The following is a 19,699-nucleotide window of genomic DNA, read 5'->3' as shown; positions in this document are numbered from 1 at the left end:
TCCTACCGACGGGTAGGACGGGTGTCGCGGATCACGTCAGCTGGCGGGCTTGCGGCCGAACGACGGGCGGTAGACCTCGCCGCCGCTCTCGGCCTCCTGGTCGGAGTCGAACGGGTCGACCACGTCGGCCAGCTCGCCCACGTCGCGCAGCAGGCGCTCCAGGCGGGCGGGGCTCGAGTTGGGCGGCGCGGCGGCCATCACCCAGTCGCCCTCGAACCAGACCACGGTCACGTCCGCGCCGATCTCCTCGGCGGCGTCGACCAGGTCGGGGGTGATCAGCTTGCGGGCCGCGGCCAGCTCCGTGACGAACGCGTAGCGCGAGCCGACCGGTCCGAGCAGGTCCGGCATCTGGTCGCGCTGGAACGGCACGCTGGGCAGCCACAGCTCGATGACCACCGGCAACGGGCGGCGGCAGCGGACGCCGACCAGCACCGAGTTGACCTTGCCGTTGGTCTCGTGGTCCAGCACGTAGACCTGCCGCCTGCCGTCCGCGGTGAACGTCGACCCGGCCACCACGTCCCTGGCCATGCCGGTCCCGTAGTAGGCGATCGCGCCGCTCTCCCACCTGGTGGGGAGCACGTGGTCGGTCTCCTCGAACTGCCAGCCGCGCAGCGCGGCCCACCTGCGGCGTTCGCGGTTGCGCGCGGTGCGCTGCGCCCGGTCGGTCGCGAGCAGCGCGAAACCGGCTACTCCCGCCACCGCGCAGACGGTGAACCAGACCCAGGCAGGTATTCCCACAGTGCGAAGGGTAGCGGTCCCACCCACGAGAACGAAGATCACTTGCGTGGTGGTTCGCACGAACAGATCAACCCGTTACCTCGGTCGGTGGCGCCGACCCCGCCCGCGGGGAGCGCGGGCGGGGTCGGCCGGACCGGTCAGGAGCGGCCGAGGATGAGGCCGGAGCTGTCCTCGACCATGTCCACCTTGATGGTGTCGCCGTCGCGGATCTCGCCCGCGAGCAGCTCCTTCGCCAGCTGGTCGCCGATGGCCGACTGCACCAGCCTGCGCAGCGGCCGCGCGCCGTACACCGGGTCGAAGCCCTTGAGGGCCAACCAGTCCCGTGCCGACGGCGTGACCTCCAGGGTGAGCCTGCGCTGCGCGAGCCGCCGCGCGAGCCTGCGCACCTGGATGTCCACAATGGACGACAGCTCCTCGGTGCCCAGCGCGTGGAAGACCACCACGTCGTCGAGCCGGTTGAGGAACTCGGGCTTGAAGTGCTTGCCCACCACCGACATCACGGCCTCGTACCGCTGGCCCTCGTCCAGGTTGGCGTCCGCGATCGCGTGCGACCCGAGGTTCGAGGTCAGCACCAGGATCGTGTTGCGGAAGTCCACCGTCCGGCCTTGGCCGTCGGTCAACCGACCGTCGTCCAGGACCTGGAGCAGCACGTCGAACACGTCCGGGTGCGCCTTCTCGACCTCGTCGAGCAGCACGACCGAGTACGGCCTGCGGCGGACCGACTCGGTGAGCTGCCCGCCCTGGTCGTAGCCCACGTAGCCGGGCGGGGCGCCGACCAGCCTGGCGACCGAGTGCTTCTCGGAGTACTCGCTCATGTCGATCCGGACCATCGCCCGCTCGTCGTCGAACAGGAACTCCGCCAGCGCCTTGGCCAGCTCGGTCTTGCCGACGCCGGTCGGGCCCAGGAACAGGAACGACCCGGTCGGCCGGTCCGGGTCCGCCACGCCCGCGCGGGTCCGGCGGACCGCGTCGGACACGACCCGCACCGCCTCGGCCTGGCCGATGACCCGGTTGCCCAGCTCGTCCTCCATGCGCAGCAGCTTGGACGTCTCGCCCTCCAGCAGCCTGCCCGCGGGGATGCCGGTCCACGCGCTGACCACGTCCGCGACGTCGTCCGGGCCGACTTCCTCCTTGAGCATCGCCGAGGCCTGCTCGGTCGACTTGGTGGCCGCCTCCAGGTCCTTCTCCAACGCCGGGATGCGGCCGTAGCGCAGTTCCGCGGCCCGTCCGAGGTCGCCGTCGCGCTCGGCCCGCTCCGACTCGCCGCGCAGCTGCTCCAGCTGCTCCTTGAGGTCGCGGACCTTGTCGATGGAGCCCTTCTCGTTCTGCCAGCGCGCGGTCAGGCCCGCCAGCGCCTCGCGCTTCTCGGCCAGCTCGGCGCGCAACGCCGTCAGCCGCTCCTTGGAGGCCGGGTCGGACTCCTTCCCGAGCGCCATCTCCTCGATCTCCAGGCGGCGCACGGCCCGCTCGACCTCGTCGACCTCGACCGGCCGCGAGTCGATCTCCATGCGCAGCCGGGACGCGGCCTCGTCGACCAGGTCGATGGCCTTGTCCGGCAGGAACCGGGAGGTGATGTAGCGGTCCGAGAGGGTCGCGGCGGCCACCAGCGCGGTGTCGGTGATCCGGACGCCGTGGTGGACCTCGTAGCGCTCCTTGAGGCCGCGCAGGATGCCGACCGTGTCCTCCACGCTCGGCTCGCCGACCAGCACCTGCTGGAACCGGCGCTCCAGCGCGGGGTCCTTCTCGACGTACTTGCGGTACTCGTCGAGCGTGGTCGCGCCGACCATCCGCAGCTCGCCGCGGGCCAGCATCGGCTTGATCATGTTGCCCGCGTCCATCGCGCTCTCGCCCGTGGCGCCCGCGCCGACGATCGTGTGCAGCTCGTCGATGAACGTGATGACCTGACCGGCCGAGTCGGTGATCTCCTTGAGCACCGCCTTGAGCCGCTCCTCGAACTCGCCGCGGAACTTCGCGCCCGCGACCATCGAGCCCAGGTCCAGCGCCACGACGCGCTTGCCGCGCAGCGACTCCGGCACGTCACCGGCGACCACGCGCTGGGCCAGGCCCTCCACGATGGCGGTCTTGCCGACGCCGGGCTCGCCGATGAGCACCGGGTTGTTCTTGGTCCGCCGGGACAGCACCTGCACGACGCGGCGGATCTCCGAGTCGCGGCCGATCACCGGGTCCAGCTCGCCCTTGCGAGCGCGCTCGGTGAGGTCGACGCCGTACTTCTCCAGCGCCTTGTAGGTGCCCTCCGGGTCCGGGCTGGTGACCCGCGCCGAGCCGCGCACCTTGGTGAACGCCTCGCGCAGCGCCTCCGGCGACGCGCCGTGGCGGCGCAGCAGGTCGGCCACCTGGCCGCCGTGCTGGGCGAGACCGACCAGCAGGTGCTCGGTGGAGACGTACTCGTCGCCCATCTCGGTCGCGAGCTCCTGGGCCTTGCCCAGCACCCGCGCGGCGTCGCGCGAGAGCTGCGGCGCGGACACCGAGGACCCGCTGGCGGCGGGCAGCCCGCGCGCGATCTGGTCCAGCTCCTTGTGGACGAGCGCGGGGTCCGCGCCGACGGCGGACAGCAGTGGCGCGGTCAGCCCGTCCCCCTGAGCCAGCAGCGCGCCGAGCAGGTGCACGGAGCCCACGTCGGGGTTCCCGGCGACCGTCGCGGCCTGCACCGCGGCCGACACCGCCTGCTGGGTCTTCGTGGTCGGGTTGAAAGCGTCCATTCCTCACCTCATCGCAGATGTCCCTCGGCCAGCCTTCAGCACTGGCCCACACAGTGCACAACGTCAGCAAAGTTGAGTCCGTTCCGCTCAACTTGAAAAATCGGTGTGGCGTGGCACACCGACTGGGGATGATCGCCCGATGAGCGCCACACCGCACCACATCACCTTCAGCAGCGTCGACCCGTTCGCGCTGGCCACGTTCTGGAGCGGGGTCACCGGCGCCCCGCTGGCCGACGACGACTTCGCGGGCGACCCCGAGGCGTCCGTCCTGGTCCCGGACGGCACGCCGCTGCTGTTCGTCCGCGTCCCGGACGGCAAGACCGCCGCCCGCAACCGCGTGCACCTCGACCTGCGGCCGGACACCACGCGCGACGAGGAGGTCGAGCGCCTGCTCGGCATCGGCGCGACCCTCGTGGACGACCAGCGCAGGCCCGACGGCCGCGGCTGGGTCGTGCTCGCCGACCCGGAGGGCAACGAGTTCTGCGTCGAGCGCGGCGCCGCCGAGAAGGCCGCCATGCCCTGAACGCGGAAGTGCCCCCGACGCGTCGCGCGTCGGGGGCACATCTTGGCCTTGCCTACCGCCGATCACCCACATGTAGTAGCGAGTTGTCCACAGCAGGGGCCGAGTTGTCCACATTCCGCAGGTCGGCATCCACAGGCAGGTGGACAGGTGCCTCACCGGTCGGCGCACCGACCACCGGCTGCGGGATGTCCATCGAGGTCCGCAGGGGCACTTCCTTGATCAACGCCACCGCGACCACGGTCACGACGGCCGCGCAGGCCGCGATCAGGAACAGCGTGGCCATGGCGTCGCCGTAGGCGCCGCGCACCAGCGCCTGGATGGGGCCGGGCAGGTGGGCCAGGTCGAGCGTGCCGCCGCCGGTGCCCTTCGGGGTACCGGGGGGCAGCCCCGCGGCGATCTTGGTGCCGACCTGGCTGGCCAGCACCGAGCCGAGCACCGCGACACCGGCCGTGCCGCCGAGCGAGCGGAAGAACGTGACCGTGGAGCTGGCCGCGCCGAGGTCAGCCATGGCGACGTCGTTCTGGACCGCCAGCACCAGGTTCTGCATGGTCAGGCCGAGGCCGACACCGGTCAGCGCCATGTAGCCGCCCATCAGCACCAGGTTGGTCTGGTGGTCGATCGTGGACAGCAGCCCGAGCCCGGCGACCAGGACCACCGCGCCGGACACGAGGAAGTTCTTCCACTTGCCGTACCGCGAGATCAGCTGGCCGGACACGGTCGAGGCGATCGTCAGGCCCGCGACCAGCGGCAGCGTGAGCAGGCCCGCCTTCGTGGGCGAGAAGCCGCGGGAGAGCTGGAAGTACTGGCCGAGGAAGACCGAGGCGCCGAACATCGAGGTGCCCACGGCGACGCTGCCGAGCACGGCCAGCGAGAGCGTGCGGTGCTTGAACAGGCGCAGCGGCACGACCGGCGAGCTGGCCCGGCGCTCGACGAAGTACGCCGCCACCAGCGCGACCGCGGCCCCGCCGAGGTAGCCGAGGGTCTCCAGCGAGATCCAGCCGAAGTCCTTGCCCGCGAACGACACCCACATCAGCACCAGGCTGACGCCACCGGTGATCAGGAACGCGCCCGCGTAGTCGATCTTCACGTCCTTCCTCACGGTCGGCAGCTTCAGCGTCTTCGCCAGCACGCCGAGCGCCAGGACCGCGAGCGGCACGGTGATGAAGAACGTCCACCGCCAGCCGAGTCCGGGGGTGTCGACGATGAACCCGCCGACCAGCGGGCCGCCGACCGTGGCCGCGGCCATGACCGCGCCGGTGTAGCCGCTGTAGCGGCCGCGTTCGCGGGGGCTGACCATCGCGCCGATGATCACCTGCGCGAGCGCCTGCACACCGCCCATGCCGAGGCCCTGGACGACGCGGAAGCCGATCAGCTGCTCCATGTCCTGCGCGAACCCGGAGAGCACCGAGCCGATCGTGAAGATCGTGATCGCGATCTGGAACAGCAGCTTCTTGCTGAACAGGTCGGCCAGCTTGCCCCAGATCGGGGTGGTGGCCGTCGACGCCAGCAGCGTCGAGGTGATGACCCAGGTGTACTGGGTCTGGTTGCCCTTGAGGTCGGCGAGGATCGTCGGGAGGGCGTTGGCGACGATCGTCGAGCTGAGGATCGCGACCAGCAGCGCCAGCAGGATCCCGGACAGGGCCTCCAGGATCTTGCGGTGGGTCATGGGTGTCGCGTCTGTCATCGAATGGCCTCCGGGACCAGCAGTCGGGAACGCAGGTCGTCGGTGAACAAGCCGAACTGGCGTGCGAACGCTTGGACGTCTTCTTCGGTCCAGCCGGCGAGCGCCTGCCGGACCAGGTCGATCTGGGTCCGCCGCCAGCTGTCGAGCCGGGCGAGCCCGAGGGCGGTGACCGAGATCAGCTGCACCCGGCCGTCGTGCTGGGCGACCCGGCGCTCGACCAGGCCCGCCCGTTCGAGCTGGGCGATCTGCCTGCTGACCACGGACGTGTCGACCAGGTGGGCCTGCGCGAGGTCGGAGACCCGGCTCTCGCCGCGGCGCGCCAGTTCGGCCAGCAGACCGACCGCGGCCGGGTGCAGCTGCGGCTCGTCCGCCCACACCCGCGCGGTCATCACGTGCTTGAGCTGGAACGCGGCGTGCAGCTGGCGGAGCACGTCGACGCAGGTCTCGCTCGTCGGGCCCATGTCCCTCTCCTTTAGTTGTCATCAACAACTATATGCCTGGATAGTTGCTCGATACAACCTTTTTCGATGTGACGTGGAGACCACTCGACAGGAGGAACCGGGGTCTCGACAGGGAGGACACCGCGTGACGTCGGGCGATTACTGCGGGCAACGCACGCGCGACCGCGCCGGACAAGGGGCGATCAAGGTACACACAACTGCGGATATTGACCCGATGGCCGGTAGTCGTGCGACGCTATGTAACCAAGCTGCACTCGAAGGTGGCATCAAGGAGTCAACCAGCCAGATGAAGGGTTAATGTCGACGCGTCGGGGTTGGATGCTTGACGTGGACGGTGCGCCTTGCTGGCGCCTCTAAGAACGTGGAGACTGCGCCCGGATCATGACTGCGAACGCCGTGCTTAGCCCCATCCCTACTCCGCCACACCGCGAACCGCCCCCCGGCGTCACCGCAATGGTGCGCATGATCCGGGAGAGCTTCGCGGTGGTGGAGCCGCGCGCCGAAGAAGTCGCCAAGTTCTTCTACGGCATGCTCTTCAGCCTCTCGCCAGCCACTCGCGAGATGTTCCCCGCCAACATGGAGGTGCAGCGCAGCCGCCTGCTGCGCGCCCTCGTGCACACCGTGCAGATGGTGGACCGCCCGGACGACCTCATCCCGTTCCTCCGCCAGCTCGGCCGCGACCACCGGAAGTTCGGCGTCGTGACCGTGCACTACGAGGCCGTGGGCACCGCGCTGCTGGCCGCCGTGAAGAAGTACGCGGGCACCGCCTGGACTCCGGCCGTGGAGCTGGCGTGGGCCGAGGCGTACACGATCATGGCGCGCTCCATGCAGGAGGCGGCCGCCGCGGACGACGGCCCGGCCTTCTGGCGCGCCACGGTGCTGGAGCACCAGCGCGTCAGCTGGGACCTGGCCGTGGTCAGGCTGATGCCCGACCACCCGCTGCCCTACCGGGCGGGCCAGTACCTGAGCGTGGAGACGCCCCAGCGCGGCAGGCTGTGGCGGTACTTCTCGCCCGCCAACGCCCCGCGCGAGGACGGGAGCATCGAGTTCCACATCAGGTCCGTGGAGGGCGGCTGGGTCAGCCGTTCCGTGGTCGGCCACACCCAGCCGGGTGACGTCTGGCGCCTCGGTCCCCCGATGGGCCGCCTCGGTGTCGACCGCGCGTCGAGGCAGGACGTCCTGATGGTCGCGGGCGGCACCGGCGTCGCGCCGATGCACGCGATCATCGACGACATGGCGCAGTGGGGCGAGAACCCCAGGGTGCACCTGTTCATGGGCGGCCGGACCCGCGAGGACCTGTACGACCTCGACAACCTGCAGCGCATCGCCATGACCAACCCGTGGCTGACCGTCGTCCCGGTGCTCGAGTCCGACCCCGGCGCCCGCGGCGTCGAGCAGGGCACGCTCGCCGACGTCGTGACGCGCTACGGCGCCTGGGAGGACCGGGACGTGCTCGTGTGCGGCTCGCCCGCCATGATCCGCTCCACGGTCTCCAGGATGCTCGTCGCGGGCACCCCGCTCGACCGCATCAAGTACGACCCGTTCACCCTGGACTGAGCCGCGCCCAGCCGGAGCGGTCGATTCCACTGGGGCACTCGAGCGACCGCCGGCCGCGTCCGATGGCAGACGACCAGGGGTGGACGGGGTGGACTTCGACAAGGCGGTCGAGCTCCTCCTGCACCGGGCCGTGTCCGAGCTCCACCGGGACACGGCCGACAGGGGGCTCGACCGGCTGCACGACGTGGTGGCGGGGGAGCTCGCGGGCACCCGCGAGCTGGAGACCCTGCGGGCCGAGGTGGAGCGGTTCGGCGACGCGAGCGCGGCCACCCGCGAGCGGATCGCGGCCGCCCTGCGGTCCACGGCGGCGCACGACCACGACTTCGAGGCCCGCCTGGGTGCCGCCATCCGCGACCTTGGCCCCAGCACGTGGGCGCCGGTCACCTTCACCGGTGGCATCACCTCCGAGGGCAACACGCTGGCGGTCGGGCAGATCAACGGCTCCGTGCACATCGGGCAGCCGCCGCACCCTCCCCCTGCCGGGCCGGTGGCACGCGCCGCGCCCGGCCTCCCCGCGATCCGCTCCGACATCGGCGTCCCCGCGCAGGTCGTGGGGCGCAAGAAGGAGCTCGCGGCACTCCGTTCCGCCTTCACCCGCGCGGAGAACACCGGCCTGCCGGTGGTCAGGACGCTGACCGGGCTGGGCGGCGTCGGGAAGACCAGCCTCGCCCGCGCCTACGCGCAGCGCCACCACGCCGACTACGACGTCGTGCACTGGATCGCCGCGGGTGACCCGAGCGCCGTCGAAAGCCAGTTCAGGGCCCTGCTCGACGACCTGGCACCGGGGCTGGCCGACACGGCCGAGGACGTCGTCATGGCCGCGCACACCCAGCTCGGCAGGTGCCGCGGCTGGCTGCTGGTCCTGGACCAGCTCCCGGACATGGGCTCGCTGAGCGACCTGGTGCCTCCCCGCGGCAACGGGCACGTCCTGGTCACGACCAGGCACGTGGACGCGGGTGACCGCGGCGGCCCGGTCCGGGTCGGCCCGCTGCGCCCGAAGGCCGCGGCCAGGCTGCTGGTCCAGCTGTCCGGTGAGGACGACCGGCGGGCGGCGTCCGCCCTGGCGGGCCTGCTGGGACACCTGCCGCTCGCACTGGCCCAGGCCGGGGCCTTCTGCGGCACCACCGGGATGCCGCTGGCCGAGTACGCCACCGCGTACCGCGACCACCCGGCCCGGCTGCACCGCACCGGCGGCCTCCCCGACTACGGCGAGAACGTCGCGACCACCTGGGAGCTGTCGTTCACCAGGCTCTCCGCACGGGCGAAAGCCCTGCTCACGCTGCTGTCGTTCGTCGCGGGGGACGCCATCCCGATCGGCGTCCTGCTGGCACCGGCGAACCCGGACGAGATCGCCGCGCCGCCGGAGCTGCGCGACCTCATGACCGACCCCGTCACCCGCTACGACACCGCCAAGGAGCTGATCTCCTACAGCCTGGTCACCCGGTGCGCCACACCCGCGATGGTGAACGTGCACCTGCTGGTCCAGGCCGTGGTCCGCGACCGGCTCGAGAACCGGGTACAGCCGTGGCTCACCACCGTGAAAGCGCTGCTCGACGCCGCGTGGCCGACGACTCCGGTGACCGCGGTGAGCACGGCCCGCTGGCGGTTGCTGCGCCCCCACGCGCAGGCCCTGCTGGACCACCTCCGCCCGGACGACCCGGACGCGCTCGACCTGCGGCACGCCATGGCCACCTGGACCGGCCTGACAGGGGACCCGGCGGCGGCGCGCGACCAGTTCACGCGGCTGGTCGACCTCCACGAACGCGTCCTGGGCGCCGCGCACCCGCGGACGCTGGCCGCCCGCGGCACCCTCGCCCACTGGACCGGTGTGGCGGGCGACCCGGCGACCGCGCGAGCGCAGTACGCGGACCTGCTCGCCGCGCGCGGGCTGGTCCTGGGGGACGACCACCCGGACACCCTGGCGACCCTCGGGAAGGCCGCTCACTGGTCGTTCAGGGCGGCCGACGTCCCCGAGGGTCTCCGCCTGCTCACCGGGCTCCTCCGCGCGCGTGAGCGCGTTCTGGGCCCCGAATGCCCCACCACCCTCGCGAGCCGCCAGGACGTCGCGGGGTGGACCGGCCGGGCCGGGGACGCGGCGGGCGCGCGCGACCAGCTCGCGGACCTGCTCGCGGTGCGGGACCGCGTGCTCGGCCCTGACCACCCCGACACCCTCGTGACCAGGCACGACTGGGCATACTGGACGGCGGAGGCCGGGGATCCCGTCGAGGCGCACGCCCAGTTCGCGGAGCTGCTCGCGGTGCGCGAGCGCGTCCTGGGCCGCGACCACCCCGACACCCTCGTGACCAGGCACGACAAGGCGTACCTGGCAGGTCGGACGGGGGACGTGGCAGGCGCGCGCGACCAGTTCGCGAATTTGCTCACCGTGCGGACCCGCGTGCTCGGCCCTGACCACCCCGACACCCTGGCCACCCGGCGCCATCTGGATTACTGGGCGGAACGAGCGCGTTAGGGCGAACCGGGACGGGCCACTAAAACAACGTCACGGATGTTCGACATTTTCTTCGGAGGTCGCGCATTTCCGGAGTGCGACACCGGAATCCGACGCGGAAAACTCTCCGATCGGACTCGAACGGGTAACAAATTGCCATTTCCGCTGCTCAGCGACAAATTGCGCGCCGAAGCCCTTTCCCACCCGTTCTCCGACCGGTCGCGCCGACCGGCGACCTGCGGATTCCTACACGCGAGGCATCCTCAGTTATCACCCTCCGCAACCAATCACGTCGATCCATTCATGATCGTCACCATGGGCGGGCGCGGCGGACGTCTCCCGAAAGGAGGTGGAGCAACCCCTACAGAGGTGCCCGTGAAGACGGGCACCTCCTGGCGTCAGCGGCGGGGTTGGGGCTTCCAGACCACGAGGGCGGTCTCGTGCCGGAGCGGGACGAGGTCGCGGCGGTAGGTCTTGTGCACGGAGGCCGCGGCGTGGTCGGCGGCGGCGAGCGCGTTGGCCAGCTCCTGGGTGAGCTCGGCGAGGCGGCCGCGGAGGGCGTCGACCTCGTTCTCCAGGTCGATGATCCGCTTGATGCCCGCGAGGTTGACGCCGTCCTCCTGGGACAGGCGCTGGACCTCGCGGAGCAGCACGATGTCGCGCATCGAGTACCGGCGGCCGCCACCGGACGTGCGGCCGGGCGAGACCAGGCCGAGGCGGTCGTAGCTGCGCAGCGTCTGGGCGTGCAGGCCGGAGAGCTGGGCCGCCACCGAGATCACGAAGAACGGGGTGTCCTCGTCGGTGCCGGGCGGGAAGGGGAACCCCGGTGTGGTCATGTCGCCCTCCCCTTGCTCTCCAGCAGTGCGTTCAGCTCCGCTCGCGGGTCGTGCTGCGCGGTGGCCTCGGCGTAGGCCTTCAGGGCCTCCTCGGCCTTGGCGTCCATGTTGTTCGGGACGGCCACCTGCAACGTGATGAGCAGGTCGCCGACCTTGCCGTCGCGCTTCTCGATGCCCTTGCCCTTGGCGCGCAGGACGCGGCCGCTGGCGGTACCCGCGGGCACCTTCAAGGTCACCTTGCTCTCCAGCGTGGGCACCGTCAACGTCGTGCCGAGCGCGAGCTCGGCGAACGACACCGGCACGTTCAGCGTGAGGTCGTTGCCCGAGCGGCCGAAGAGCGGGTGCGGGTTCACGTGGACCCGGACGAACAGGTCGCCGGTGGGGCCGCCGTTGCGGCCCGGTTCCCCTTGTCCGGCAAGGCGGATGCGCTGGCCGTCGTCGACCCCGGCGGGGATCCTGATGGTCAGCGTGCGGGTCTTGGTGCTGACGCCGTCGCCACCGCACTCGGGGCACGGGTCGTCGATGATCTTGCCGGTGCCGCGGCAGTCCTGGCACGGCTCGCTGAACGCGAACGCGCCCTGGCTGCGGGTCACCAGGCCGGCGCCACCGCAGTTCGTGCAGGTGTGCGGAACGGTGCCGGGCTTCGCGCCGGACCCGCCGCAGGTGCCGCAAGCGGCCGGGCTGGACAGGCGCATCGGCACCGTCGCGCCCTTGACCGCCTCGGTGAAGTCGATGCGGACGTTGGTCTCGACGTCCTCGCCGCGCCGCGGCCGGGTCGCCGACGAGGCGTTGCCGCCGCGGCGGTTGAACAGCCCGCCGAGCAGGTCGCCGAGGCCACCGGCCCCGCCCGCCTGCCCGCCCGCGCGGTTGAACACGTCGCCGACGTCGAACCTGTTGCCGCCGCCACCGCCGAAGCCTCCGCCGAAACCACCGCCGCTGGAGAACAGCCTGCGGGCCTCGTCGTACTGCTTGCGCTTGGCGGTGTCCGACAGCACGCCGTTCGCCTCGGACACGGCCTTGAAGCGCGCCTCGGCCTTGGCGTCACCGGGGTTGGCGTCGGGGTGCAGCTCCCGCGCCAGCTTCCGGTACGCCTTCTTGATCTCGTCCGCCGAGGCGTCGGAGGAGACGCCCAGCTCGCGGTAGAAGTCCTTTTCGATCCAGTCCCTAGCACTCATCCGGACGTCTCCTCCTTTCCGTTAGTACCTAGTACCTAGTCCTGCGCCTGGTCAGGCACGGACACGTCGCTCGCCTCGAAGTCGGTCACCGCGACCAGCGCGGGCCGCAGCACGCGCTCGCCGAACCGGTAGCCGCGCCGCAGCACGGCGCTGACGGTCGGGCCCGCCACGTCCGGGGACGTGCCGTGCTGCACCGCCTCGTGCACCGACGGGTCGAACGGTTCGCCGTCGTGGCCGAACGACTCGAGCCCGGTGTGCTGGAGCGCGCCGACGAGCTTGTCCGCCACCGCCTTGAACGCGCCGGTCAGGTCGCCGTGGGCGGCGGCCCTCTCGACGTCGTCCAGCACGGCCAGCAGCTCGCCCGCCACCTGCGCCTTGGCGTTGGCGACCACGGCCTCCCGGTCGCGCTCGACGCGCTTGCGGTAGTTCGCGTACTCGGCCGTCAGCCGCTGGAGGTCGGCCGTGCGCTCGTCGAGCTGCGCCTTGAACTCGGCGGCCGGGTCCTCCTCGAAGAGGACCTCGGGCGCCGCGTGCTTGCCGCCCTCGAACTCGACGTCGAGCACCTCGGCCTCGACGGCCTGCTCCGGCTCGGGCTCGGCCCGGCGGTGGTCGTTCACCGCCGGGGCCTGCTCGTCCTCGTGTGGATGGGTCACTTCTTCTCGTCCTCGTCGACGATCTCGGCGTCCACGACGTCGTCGGCGCCCTTGTCACCGGCGGCCGCGCCCGGAGCGCCCTCGGCACCTTCGGCGCCGGGAGCCGCACCCGTGTTGGAGTACAGGGCGGTGCCGATGGCCTGCGACTCGGTGGCGAGCTTCTCCACGGCCGCGCGGACCGCGGCGATGTCGGTGCCCTTGAGCGCCTCGTTGGTCTCGGCCACGGCGGCCTTGACCTTCTCCTTGACGTCCTCGGGGAGCTTGTCCTCGTTCTCCTTGACGACCTTCTCGGTCTGGTAGACGAGGGTCTCCGCCTGGTTGCGGACCTCGGCCTCGTCGCGGCGGCGCTTGTCCTCCTCCGCGTGGGCCTCGGCGTCCTTGACCATGCGCTCGATGTCGTCCTTCGGCAGCGCGGAGCCACCGGTGATCGTCATCGACTGCTCCTTGCCGGTGCCCAGGTCCTTGGCGCCGACGTGGACGATGCCGTTCGCGTCGATGTCGAAGGTGACCTCGATCTGCGGCAGGCCGCGGGGGGCCGGGGGCAGGCCGGTCAGCTCGAACATGCCGAGCTTCTTGTTGTCCGACGCGAAGTCGCGCTCGCCCTGGAACACCTGGATCTGCACCGACGGCTGGTTGTCGTCCGCCGTCGTGAAGATCTCGGACCGCTTGGTCGGGATCGTCGTGTTGCGCTCGATGAGCTTGGTCATCACGCCGCCCTTGGTCTCGATGCCCAGGGACAGCGGGGTGACGTCGAGCAGCAGGACGTCCTTGACCTCGCCCTTGAGGACACCGGCCTGCAGAGCCGCGCCGACGGCGACGACCTCGTCCGGGTTCACGCCCTTGTTGGGCTCGCGGCCACCGGTCAGCTCCTTGACCAGCTCGGCCACGGACGGCATGCGGGTGGAACCACCCACGAGCACGACGTGGTCGATGTCGCCGACGGAGACGCCGGCGTCCTTGATCACGTTGTTGAACGGCGCGCGGGTGCGCTCCAGCAGGTCGTTCGTGATGCGCTGGAACTCGGCGCGGGACAGCGTCTCGTCCAGGAACAGCGGGTTCTTGTCCGAGTCGACCGTGATGTAGGGCAGGTTGATGCTGGCGTTGTTCGAGCTGGACAGCTCGATCTTCGCCTTCTCGGCGGCCTCGCGGATCCGCTGGAGCGCCATCTTGTCCTTGGTCAGGTCGATGCCGTTCGCGGACTTGAAGCGCTCGACCAGCCAGTCGACGACGCGCTGGTCCCAGTCGTCGCCGCCGAGGTGGTTGTCACCGGAGGTCGCGCGGACCTCGACGACGCCGTCGCCCAGCTCCAGCAGGGACACGTCGAACGTGCCGCCGCCGAGGTCGAAGACGAGGATCGTCTGCTCCTTCTCGCCCTTGTCCAGGCCGTAGGCCAGGGCGGCGGAGGTGGGCTCGTTGACGATGCGCAGGACGTTGAGACCGGCGATCTGACCGGCTTCCTTGGTGGCCTGGCGCTGGGCGTCCTCGAAGTACGCGGGCACGGTGATCACGGCGTCCGTGATCTCCTCGCCCAGGTACGCCTCGGCGTCGCGCTTCAGCTTCATCAGGACGCGCGCGGAGATCTCCTGCGACGTGTAGGCCTTGCCGTCGACCGGCTCGGTCTTCCAGTCGGTGCCGATGTGCCGCTTGACCGAGCGGATCGTGCGGTCGACGTTGGTCACCGCCTGGTTCTTGGCGGGCTGGCCCACGAGCACTTCGCCGTTCTTGGCGAAGGCCACGATGGACGGGGTGGTGCGGGAGCCCTCGGAGTTGGCGATCACCGTCGGCTCGCCGCCCTCCAGGACCGCGACGACGGAGTTGGTCGTCCCCAGGTCGATGCCGACTGCTCGCGCCATGAATTCCTCCTGGTAGTACGTGCTGGTGGGTATCGCGTTGAGCGCTACCGGCTCAAGTTTGCCAGGTCCACCGGACTTGAGTCCAACGGGCTCAACCTTCTTGCCTGTCCAACGGACGGACCGGCGGTGTTGTTCCCGGACCGGAGTGATCCGGGACACCCACCCGCTAGAAGTTCGACAGCACGTCGATGACCACGTTCGTGATGGTCGTCGGGTCCTTGGCGTCGTACTTCTTCGCGCCGGTCCCCTTCGAGACCGTCTCCAGCGCCTGCGCGCCCGCCTTGCCGTCGGCGTCCAGCTCGCTGCCGTAGGCGATGGTGAACACCCGCACCGGCTTCTCGCCCGCCTGGTCCTTCGCCTTGATCGCGTCGAGCAGCTCGGTCGGCAGCTGGATCCCGCGCGCCTTGTCGTTGACGCCGTCGGTCAGCAGCACCACCGCGTTGATCGAGTTCAGGTCGTAGGTGCCGCGCACGAGGTCGACGGCGGCGTCGATCGTGTCGTACAACCCGGTCGCCCCGTTGGCCTGGAGCCCGTCGATGTTCGCCGCGATGTCCTGCCTGCGCGCGCCGTCCATGGTGCCGATCGGCACCAGCGGCACGAAGTCCGAGCCGCCCGCGCCGATGCCGGAGGAGAACTTCCACAGCCCGACCCGGTCGGTGTCGTCGAACCCGTCGGCGAGCTGGCGCATGGCGGGCTTCACCAGCTCCAGCTTGGTCGCGCCGGTGCCGGGCACCTTCTCGTCCATCGACAGCGACGAGTCGATGCACACCAGCACGTTCGCGGGCTTGCGCAGCGCGGGCCACGAGCTCAGCACCTTCGAGAGCACGTCGTCCGGCGGCGAGCCCAGGGTCTTGATCGTCGCCTTCGGCAGCCACCCGTAGGCCGGCCCGTCGGGGTCGACCGGCTGCTGCTTGAAGTCGCGGAACCCGTACTTGGCGAACTCCCGCTGCACGGTCTCGGAGTGCAGGTAGGCCAGGAAGTCGTCGGCCACGGCCTTCTTCGCGCCCTCGACCCCGTTCAGCGTGATGAACGGGTGGTCGGAGAACAGCACGCCCTCCTTGGGGTACAGCGCGACCAGCTTCGTCTTCGGCGGGTCGGTCTTCGCGCAGCCCTCGTCGTCGCTGTAGGAGCCGCACGGGTAGCCCGCGTTGTAGGCCACCACCGAGTTCTCCTCCATGGTGACCGCCGAGATGTACGCCGGGGCGCCCGCCTCGTCGGTGTCGGCCTGCCGCAGGTTCGCCAGGAACGTCAGCGTCGTCTTGCCGTAGTGCACGACCGAGTGCTCGACGGCCTTGAGCCGTTCGGCCACCTCGGGCTTGTCGACGTCGTCGGGCCGCAGCTCGCGGATGCTGCCCACGGTGGAGAACACCGCGCCGAGCGTCGCGTTGAGCCCGGACGTGGAGAAGTTCGGGTTGGTCTTGCCCAGCTTGAACGCGCCCCACTCGGGGTGGCCCTTGCCCGCCCAGAAGTGCGGGTCGCCTGCCCACGAGGCGAGGTCGGCCCAGCCGAACGCGGTGTCCGGCCAGCCGAGCGCGCGGGCCATCGGCTCGGGCATCGCGATCGTCGACGGGCTGGTCGCGATCGCGGGCCCCGGCTTGTCCGGGAACAGCGCCTTGGTCTCGGGGGTGGCCCGCGCCCTGGCCAGCGGCAGCCACGCCGACCCGGCGGGCGACCACACGTCGGGCTTGCGGCCGTCGGACTCCGCCCAGCCGCGCGCGAGCGCGACCATCGCGGTGCCCGAGTCGACCGACGTCACGTCCACCTTCACGCACTGGCCGTCGGCCTCGTGCGGCCCGTAGGACCCGGCCAGCTCGGCGAGCTGCTTCGACTTGTCCACCGACGCGGCCACGGTCAGCGTCGCCGACGTCGCCCCGGAGCAGGTCGGCAGATCCGTGGCCACGTCCGGCACGGATCCCCCGCCGCCACCGCCGCCCTTCGGCCACAGCACGAACCCGAGCACCACCAGCACCACGAGCAGGAAGGCGATGCCGACGCCCCAGCGGGCGCGGGGGCTGCTGCTGAACCGGAGCGCGGTGCCCGTGGTCGTCGTCGCCGCCACCGGGGCCGGCGCGGGTGCCGCAGTGGCCGTGGCCTTCGCGTGGTCCCACCACGGCCGCCACTGCGCGGGGTTGTCCCCGCACGCCGCGATGTAGGCGCTGGTCAGCTCCCACGCGGGCAGCGCGTGGCCGTCGGTGGCGTGCGCCAGCGCCTGCTCGGAGTACCCGGACGCGGCGGCGACCTCGGCCAGGCTCAGCCCGACCTCCTCGCGCAGGCGGACCAGCCGGTAGGCGAACGCCTCCGCGGGCGGGCCGTCGGGGCTCAACGGGCTCACTGCGCCGCACCGCGTTCGAGCGGCACCCACGACTTCGACAGCATGGTTCGGCAAACCCCTCGTTCGACGGCCCGGATGGGTTCCATCGTGTTCACCTGATCGTCCGAGATCGAACAGGCGGCACGAATACAGCCGTCCTATCACCCGATCGGCCCAGCCGGAACAGCAGGAAGCGGGTGTTCCCGCAGGAACACCCGCCTCCCGGAGCGGTCAGACCGCCTTGAGCGTCAGGTCACCGCTGCCCGCCGACAGGGTCAGCTCGAACTGGCCCGCCGGGTCGTTCTTGACGTCGATCTTCTTGTCGCCGCTGCCGGAGTCGACGCTGACCCGGTAGGCCGCGTTCGGCACCGTCACGGTCACGTCGCCGCTGCTGGAGTCGGCCTTCACGTTGTGCGGCTTGGCCAGCTCGACCACCACGTTGCCGGAGCTCGCCTCGGCGGAGATGTTCCCGTCGACCTTCTCGGCGCGGACGTCGCCCGAGGCGTTCACGACCTGCACCTCGCCGCGGACGTCGGACAGCACGACGTTGCCCGAGCCGATCTTGCCGGTGAACGCGCCGCCGATGTTCGTTCCGTTGACGTCGCCGGAGTTGTTGTCCAGCCGCACGGTGCCCGCGATGCCGCGCACGGTCGCCTTGCCGGAGCCGACCGTGACGTCCACGGTGGCCACGTCCTGCGCCTCGAAGTCGCCGGACCCCAGGTCGCCCTTGACCGTCGTCTCCTTGGACGGCACGGCGACGTCGTAGTAGGCCTCGCAGCCGTTGCCGCAGCCGTTGAGCACCAGCGCGCCACCGCTCACCTGGTGCGTGGGACCGCTGGGCTTGGACGCCGTCTTGGAGTACTTGAGCGTCCGCTTGATGGTGGTGGCGCTCGCACCCTCGACCGAGCGGATCTTGACGTCACCGCCGTCGTTGTCGATCTGGACGGTCGTGATCTGGTCGTTCACCGTGTAGTCGTCGGAGGAGCTCTCCTGGGTCAACCTGACACCGCAGGCCGACAGCGACAACGTCGTGGCCACCGCCGCTACGGCTAGCAACGCGATTCGCTTCCCCACCACTGCCCCCTTTAACTCGCCGGTCATGACACCAACGCTAGGGGCCCGTCCCCCGGCGTGCACCAGGGTGGACCCCCGGCTCCATACGGGGGCTATCCCTACCGCCTCAGGCGAGGTCCTCGACTACCGCGCGCAGGGCGGGGGCGCACCTGGCCGGGTCCTCGAGGAACCGCTGGGACGCGATCACGTGGTTGGGCGTCATCCGCTCCCACACCAGGCCCTGCACCGGCACGTCCGTGATGACCAGCCGGAACGGCTTCACCTGCCTGCCCATCCTGACCTCGACACCGCGGACGACCTCACCGATGGGAAGCGCCCCCGGACGGGGGCGCCTGCCGCGGGTGGACTCCCAGGCCGCTGCGGGATCCCGCAGCGCCCTGACCGCGGCCCGCAGGGCGGGTCGGGTCAGCAGCGACGTCGAGTCCTCGTTGGTCGGGACGGACCGCGCGTCCACGGGCGTCTCGGCGCGGGCGTGGTCGAGCACGTCGGCCCACCACCCGAGCCACTCCTCGGTGACCCCGGCCCGGTCGACGCCGGACGGGATGAACACGGGCACCGACGGGTCGAGGCCGGGCAGCTCCGGCACGGTGTCCACCGAGAGCGCGAGCGTGTCGCGCAGGAACAACGCGGTGTTCACCGCCTGGTTGGTCCCGTGCCCGACCTGCCACGACTCACGACCGGCGAACCTCATGCGCCCATTGTCCCGCCGCGGAGCCGATCCAGGTGCTCCTGCGGACGTATCAGGTAAGACACAACCGGTTCCAGGTCGGACACGCTGGGTGGCTCGTCGGCGATCAGCCCCTGCATCAGCAGCCCGTCGAGGGCGGCCAGGAACCCGCGGAACGCCACCGGGTCGGTGTTGTACGGCCGCGCGGCCTCCGTGATGAGGTCGAGCCACCGCCGGGCGGCCGACTTGAGCTCGGGCCTGCGGGCGGCCAGCAGGTACAGCTCGTACTCGGCCATGGTCCGGCCGCGGTGCACGCCCACCAGGTCGGCGAGCCGCTGGGTGATCTCGCCGACGCCGCTGTCGGGCGCGTCGACCAGCTTGACGATCAGCCCGCTGATGTCGTCGGCGAGCTTGTCCGCCGACCACGTCAGGGTCGCGATCAGCAGGTCGTCGAGCGAGGCGAAGTAGTAGGTGGTGGACGTCGTGGGCACCCCGGCCTCGCGGGCCACGGACCGGTGGCTCACGCCGGACACCCCGTCGCGCTCGATCACCCGCAGTGTCGCCTCGAGGATCGCCTGCCTGCGGCGCTCCCCACGAGCTCGTCTGCCGTCCACCTGTTCGCTCAGGGCGCGCTCCCCAACTCGATCGTGATCACGCCGCACACCACCAGCGCGAGGCCGACGACCATAGTGGGCGTCAGCCGTTCGCCGAAGAACACGGCCCCGATGCCCGCCATCGCGGCGATGCCGAAGGCGCTCCAGACGGCGTAGGCGACCCCGATGGGCATCCCGCGGTCGAGCACCCTGGCCAGCGCCGTGAACGCGACCAGGTAGCCGACGACCACGACGACGGTGGGGATCGGCCTGGTGAAGCCCGCCGACAGCTTCAACGAGACCGTCGCGGCTATCTCACCGAGCACCGCGATCGCGAAGATCAAGTAGGTGAGCACGCAGTCTCCAACCCCTGGCGTGGGAACGCGGCGACGGGTTCCGACGCGT

Annotated in this window: 16 protein-coding genes; 3 read left to right on the top strand and 13 right to left on the bottom strand. The window is 71.0% G+C overall.

Features of this window, described 5'->3' with window-relative positions:
- Positions 1 to 36 precede the first annotated feature (36 nt).
- Positions 37 to 738, bottom strand: a complete 702-nt coding sequence (locus tag CLV43_RS42675) for a type III secretion system chaperone family protein (RefSeq protein WP_106196036.1) — start codon at positions 736 to 738, stop codon at positions 37 to 39.
- 137 nt (positions 739 to 875) lie between these two features.
- Positions 876 to 3,458 (bottom strand): ATP-dependent chaperone ClpB, encoded by a 2,583-nt coding sequence (gene clpB / locus CLV43_RS42670; RefSeq protein ID WP_106196034.1) that lies wholly within the window; start codon positions 3,456 to 3,458, stop codon positions 876 to 878.
- A 139-nt stretch (positions 3,459 to 3,597) separates the two neighbouring features.
- Between clpB and CLV43_RS48275 the strand changes: the two genes are divergently transcribed.
- A complete protein-coding gene (locus tag CLV43_RS48275) occupies positions 3,598 to 3,981 on the top strand; it encodes a VOC family protein (protein WP_170156267.1) in 384 nt (127 codons plus the stop codon).
- Positions 3,982 to 4,033: 52 nt separating this feature from the next.
- On the opposite strand, the gene CLV43_RS42660 is transcribed toward CLV43_RS48275, so the two are convergent.
- Entirely contained in the window at positions 4,034 to 5,665 is a 1,632-nt protein-coding gene (locus CLV43_RS42660; protein ID WP_245887456.1) for an MDR family MFS transporter, read from the bottom strand.
- Positions 5,662 to 6,126 carry a MarR family winged helix-turn-helix transcriptional regulator gene (locus CLV43_RS42655; protein WP_106196029.1) on the bottom strand — a complete coding sequence of 155 codons (465 nt, stop codon included), beginning with the start codon at positions 6,124 to 6,126 and terminating at the stop codon, positions 5,662 to 5,664. The genes CLV43_RS42660 and CLV43_RS42655 overlap by 4 nt, the downstream gene beginning before the upstream one ends.
- 453 nt (positions 6,127 to 6,579) lie before the next feature.
- Here CLV43_RS42655 and CLV43_RS42650 point away from each other — a divergent pair, with 453 nt between their 5' ends.
- Together CLV43_RS42650 and CLV43_RS42645 are read left to right on the top strand one after the other, a co-directional pair.
- Positions 6,580 to 7,683 carry an FAD-binding oxidoreductase gene (locus CLV43_RS42650; RefSeq protein WP_106196027.1) on the top strand — a complete coding sequence of 368 codons (1,104 nt, stop codon included), beginning with the start codon at positions 6,580 to 6,582 and terminating at the stop codon, positions 7,681 to 7,683.
- An 88-nt stretch (positions 7,684 to 7,771) separates the two neighbouring features.
- Positions 7,772 to 10,153 carry a tetratricopeptide repeat protein gene (locus tag CLV43_RS42645; RefSeq protein ID WP_170156266.1) on the top strand — a complete coding sequence of 794 codons (2,382 nt, stop codon included), beginning with the start codon at positions 7,772 to 7,774 and terminating at the stop codon, positions 10,151 to 10,153.
- A 377-nt stretch (positions 10,154 to 10,530) separates the two neighbouring features.
- Here CLV43_RS42645 and CLV43_RS42640 read toward each other — a convergent pair whose 3' ends face one another.
- From CLV43_RS42640 to CLV43_RS42600, 9 genes are all read right to left on the bottom strand, one after another.
- Positions 10,531 to 10,968 (bottom strand): heat shock protein transcriptional repressor HspR, encoded by a 438-nt coding sequence (locus CLV43_RS42640; RefSeq protein WP_106196024.1) that lies wholly within the window; start codon positions 10,966 to 10,968, stop codon positions 10,531 to 10,533.
- On the bottom strand, positions 10,965 to 12,143 hold the full coding sequence (dnaJ, locus tag CLV43_RS42635) for a molecular chaperone DnaJ (RefSeq protein ID WP_106196022.1): 1,179 nt from the start codon (positions 12,141 to 12,143) through the stop codon (positions 10,965 to 10,967). Before dnaJ ends, CLV43_RS42640 begins: the two co-directional genes overlap by 4 nt.
- A 35-nt stretch (positions 12,144 to 12,178) precedes the next feature.
- Complete coding sequence (grpE, locus tag CLV43_RS42630; RefSeq protein ID WP_106196021.1) at positions 12,179 to 12,796, bottom strand: nucleotide exchange factor GrpE; 618 nt, start codon at positions 12,794 to 12,796, stop codon at positions 12,179 to 12,181.
- On the bottom strand, positions 12,793 to 14,649 hold the full coding sequence (gene dnaK / locus CLV43_RS42625; RefSeq protein WP_106196019.1) for a molecular chaperone DnaK: 1,857 nt from the start codon (positions 14,647 to 14,649) through the stop codon (positions 12,793 to 12,795). The genes grpE and dnaK overlap by 4 nt, the downstream gene beginning before the upstream one ends.
- A 166-nt stretch (positions 14,650 to 14,815) precedes the next feature.
- Positions 14,816 to 16,981, bottom strand: coding sequence for a substrate-binding domain-containing protein (locus tag CLV43_RS42620; protein ID WP_170156265.1), 2,166 nt, complete (start codon positions 16,979 to 16,981; stop codon positions 14,816 to 14,818).
- Positions 16,982 to 17,191: 210 nt separating this feature from the next.
- Positions 17,192 to 18,034, bottom strand: a complete 843-nt coding sequence (locus CLV43_RS42615) for a DUF4097 family beta strand repeat-containing protein (RefSeq protein WP_170156264.1) — start codon at positions 18,032 to 18,034, stop codon at positions 17,192 to 17,194.
- A gap of 106 nt (positions 18,035 to 18,140) precedes the next feature.
- Positions 18,141 to 18,725 (bottom strand): hypothetical protein, encoded by a 585-nt coding sequence (locus CLV43_RS42610; RefSeq protein ID WP_106196015.1) that lies wholly within the window; start codon positions 18,723 to 18,725, stop codon positions 18,141 to 18,143.
- Positions 18,722 to 19,327: a TetR/AcrR family transcriptional regulator gene (locus tag CLV43_RS42605; protein ID WP_106196252.1), complete on the bottom strand. Its 606-nt coding sequence runs from the start codon at positions 19,325 to 19,327 to the stop codon at positions 18,722 to 18,724. The genes CLV43_RS42610 and CLV43_RS42605 overlap by 4 nt, the downstream gene beginning before the upstream one ends.
- Positions 19,324 to 19,650 (bottom strand): DMT family transporter, encoded by a 327-nt coding sequence (locus CLV43_RS42600; protein ID WP_106196013.1) that lies wholly within the window; start codon positions 19,648 to 19,650, stop codon positions 19,324 to 19,326. The genes CLV43_RS42605 and CLV43_RS42600 overlap by 4 nt, the downstream gene beginning before the upstream one ends.
- Between the last annotated feature and the right edge of the window lie 49 nt (positions 19,651 to 19,699).

Source organism: Umezawaea tangerina (assembly GCF_003002815.1).
Lineage (GTDB): Bacteria > Actinomycetota > Actinomycetes > Mycobacteriales > Pseudonocardiaceae > Umezawaea > Umezawaea tangerina.
This window is presented reverse-complemented; position numbering and strand designations above follow the sequence as displayed.

What these genes read in the sequence shown, in the direction of transcription:
- clpB (WP_106196034.1), bottom strand. Translation starts at nt 3,458, where the DNA reads ATGGACGCTTTCAACCCGACCACGAAGACCCAGCAGGCGGTGTCGGCC.
- CLV43_RS48275 (WP_170156267.1), top strand. Translation starts at nt 3,598, where the DNA reads ATGAGCGCCACACCGCACCACATCACCTTCAGCAGCGTCGACCCGTTC.
- CLV43_RS42660 (WP_245887456.1), bottom strand. Translation starts at nt 5,665, where the DNA reads ATGACAGACGCGACACCCATGACCCACCGCAAGATCCTGGAGGCCCTG.
- CLV43_RS42655 (WP_106196029.1), bottom strand. Translation starts at nt 6,126, where the DNA reads ATGGGCCCGACGAGCGAGACCTGCGTCGACGTGCTCCGCCAGCTGCAC.
- CLV43_RS42650 (WP_106196027.1), top strand. Translation starts at nt 6,580, where the DNA reads ATGGTGCGCATGATCCGGGAGAGCTTCGCGGTGGTGGAGCCGCGCGCC.
- CLV43_RS42640 (WP_106196024.1), bottom strand. Translation starts at nt 10,968, where the DNA reads ATGACCACACCGGGGTTCCCCTTCCCGCCCGGCACCGACGAGGACACC.
- dnaJ (WP_106196022.1), bottom strand. Translation starts at nt 12,143, where the DNA reads ATGAGTGCTAGGGACTGGATCGAAAAGGACTTCTACCGCGAGCTGGGC.
- dnaK (WP_106196019.1), bottom strand. Translation starts at nt 14,649, where the DNA reads ATGGCGCGAGCAGTCGGCATCGACCTGGGGACGACCAACTCCGTCGTC.
- CLV43_RS42610 (WP_106196015.1), bottom strand. Translation starts at nt 18,725, where the DNA reads ATGAGGTTCGCCGGTCGTGAGTCGTGGCAGGTCGGGCACGGGACCAAC.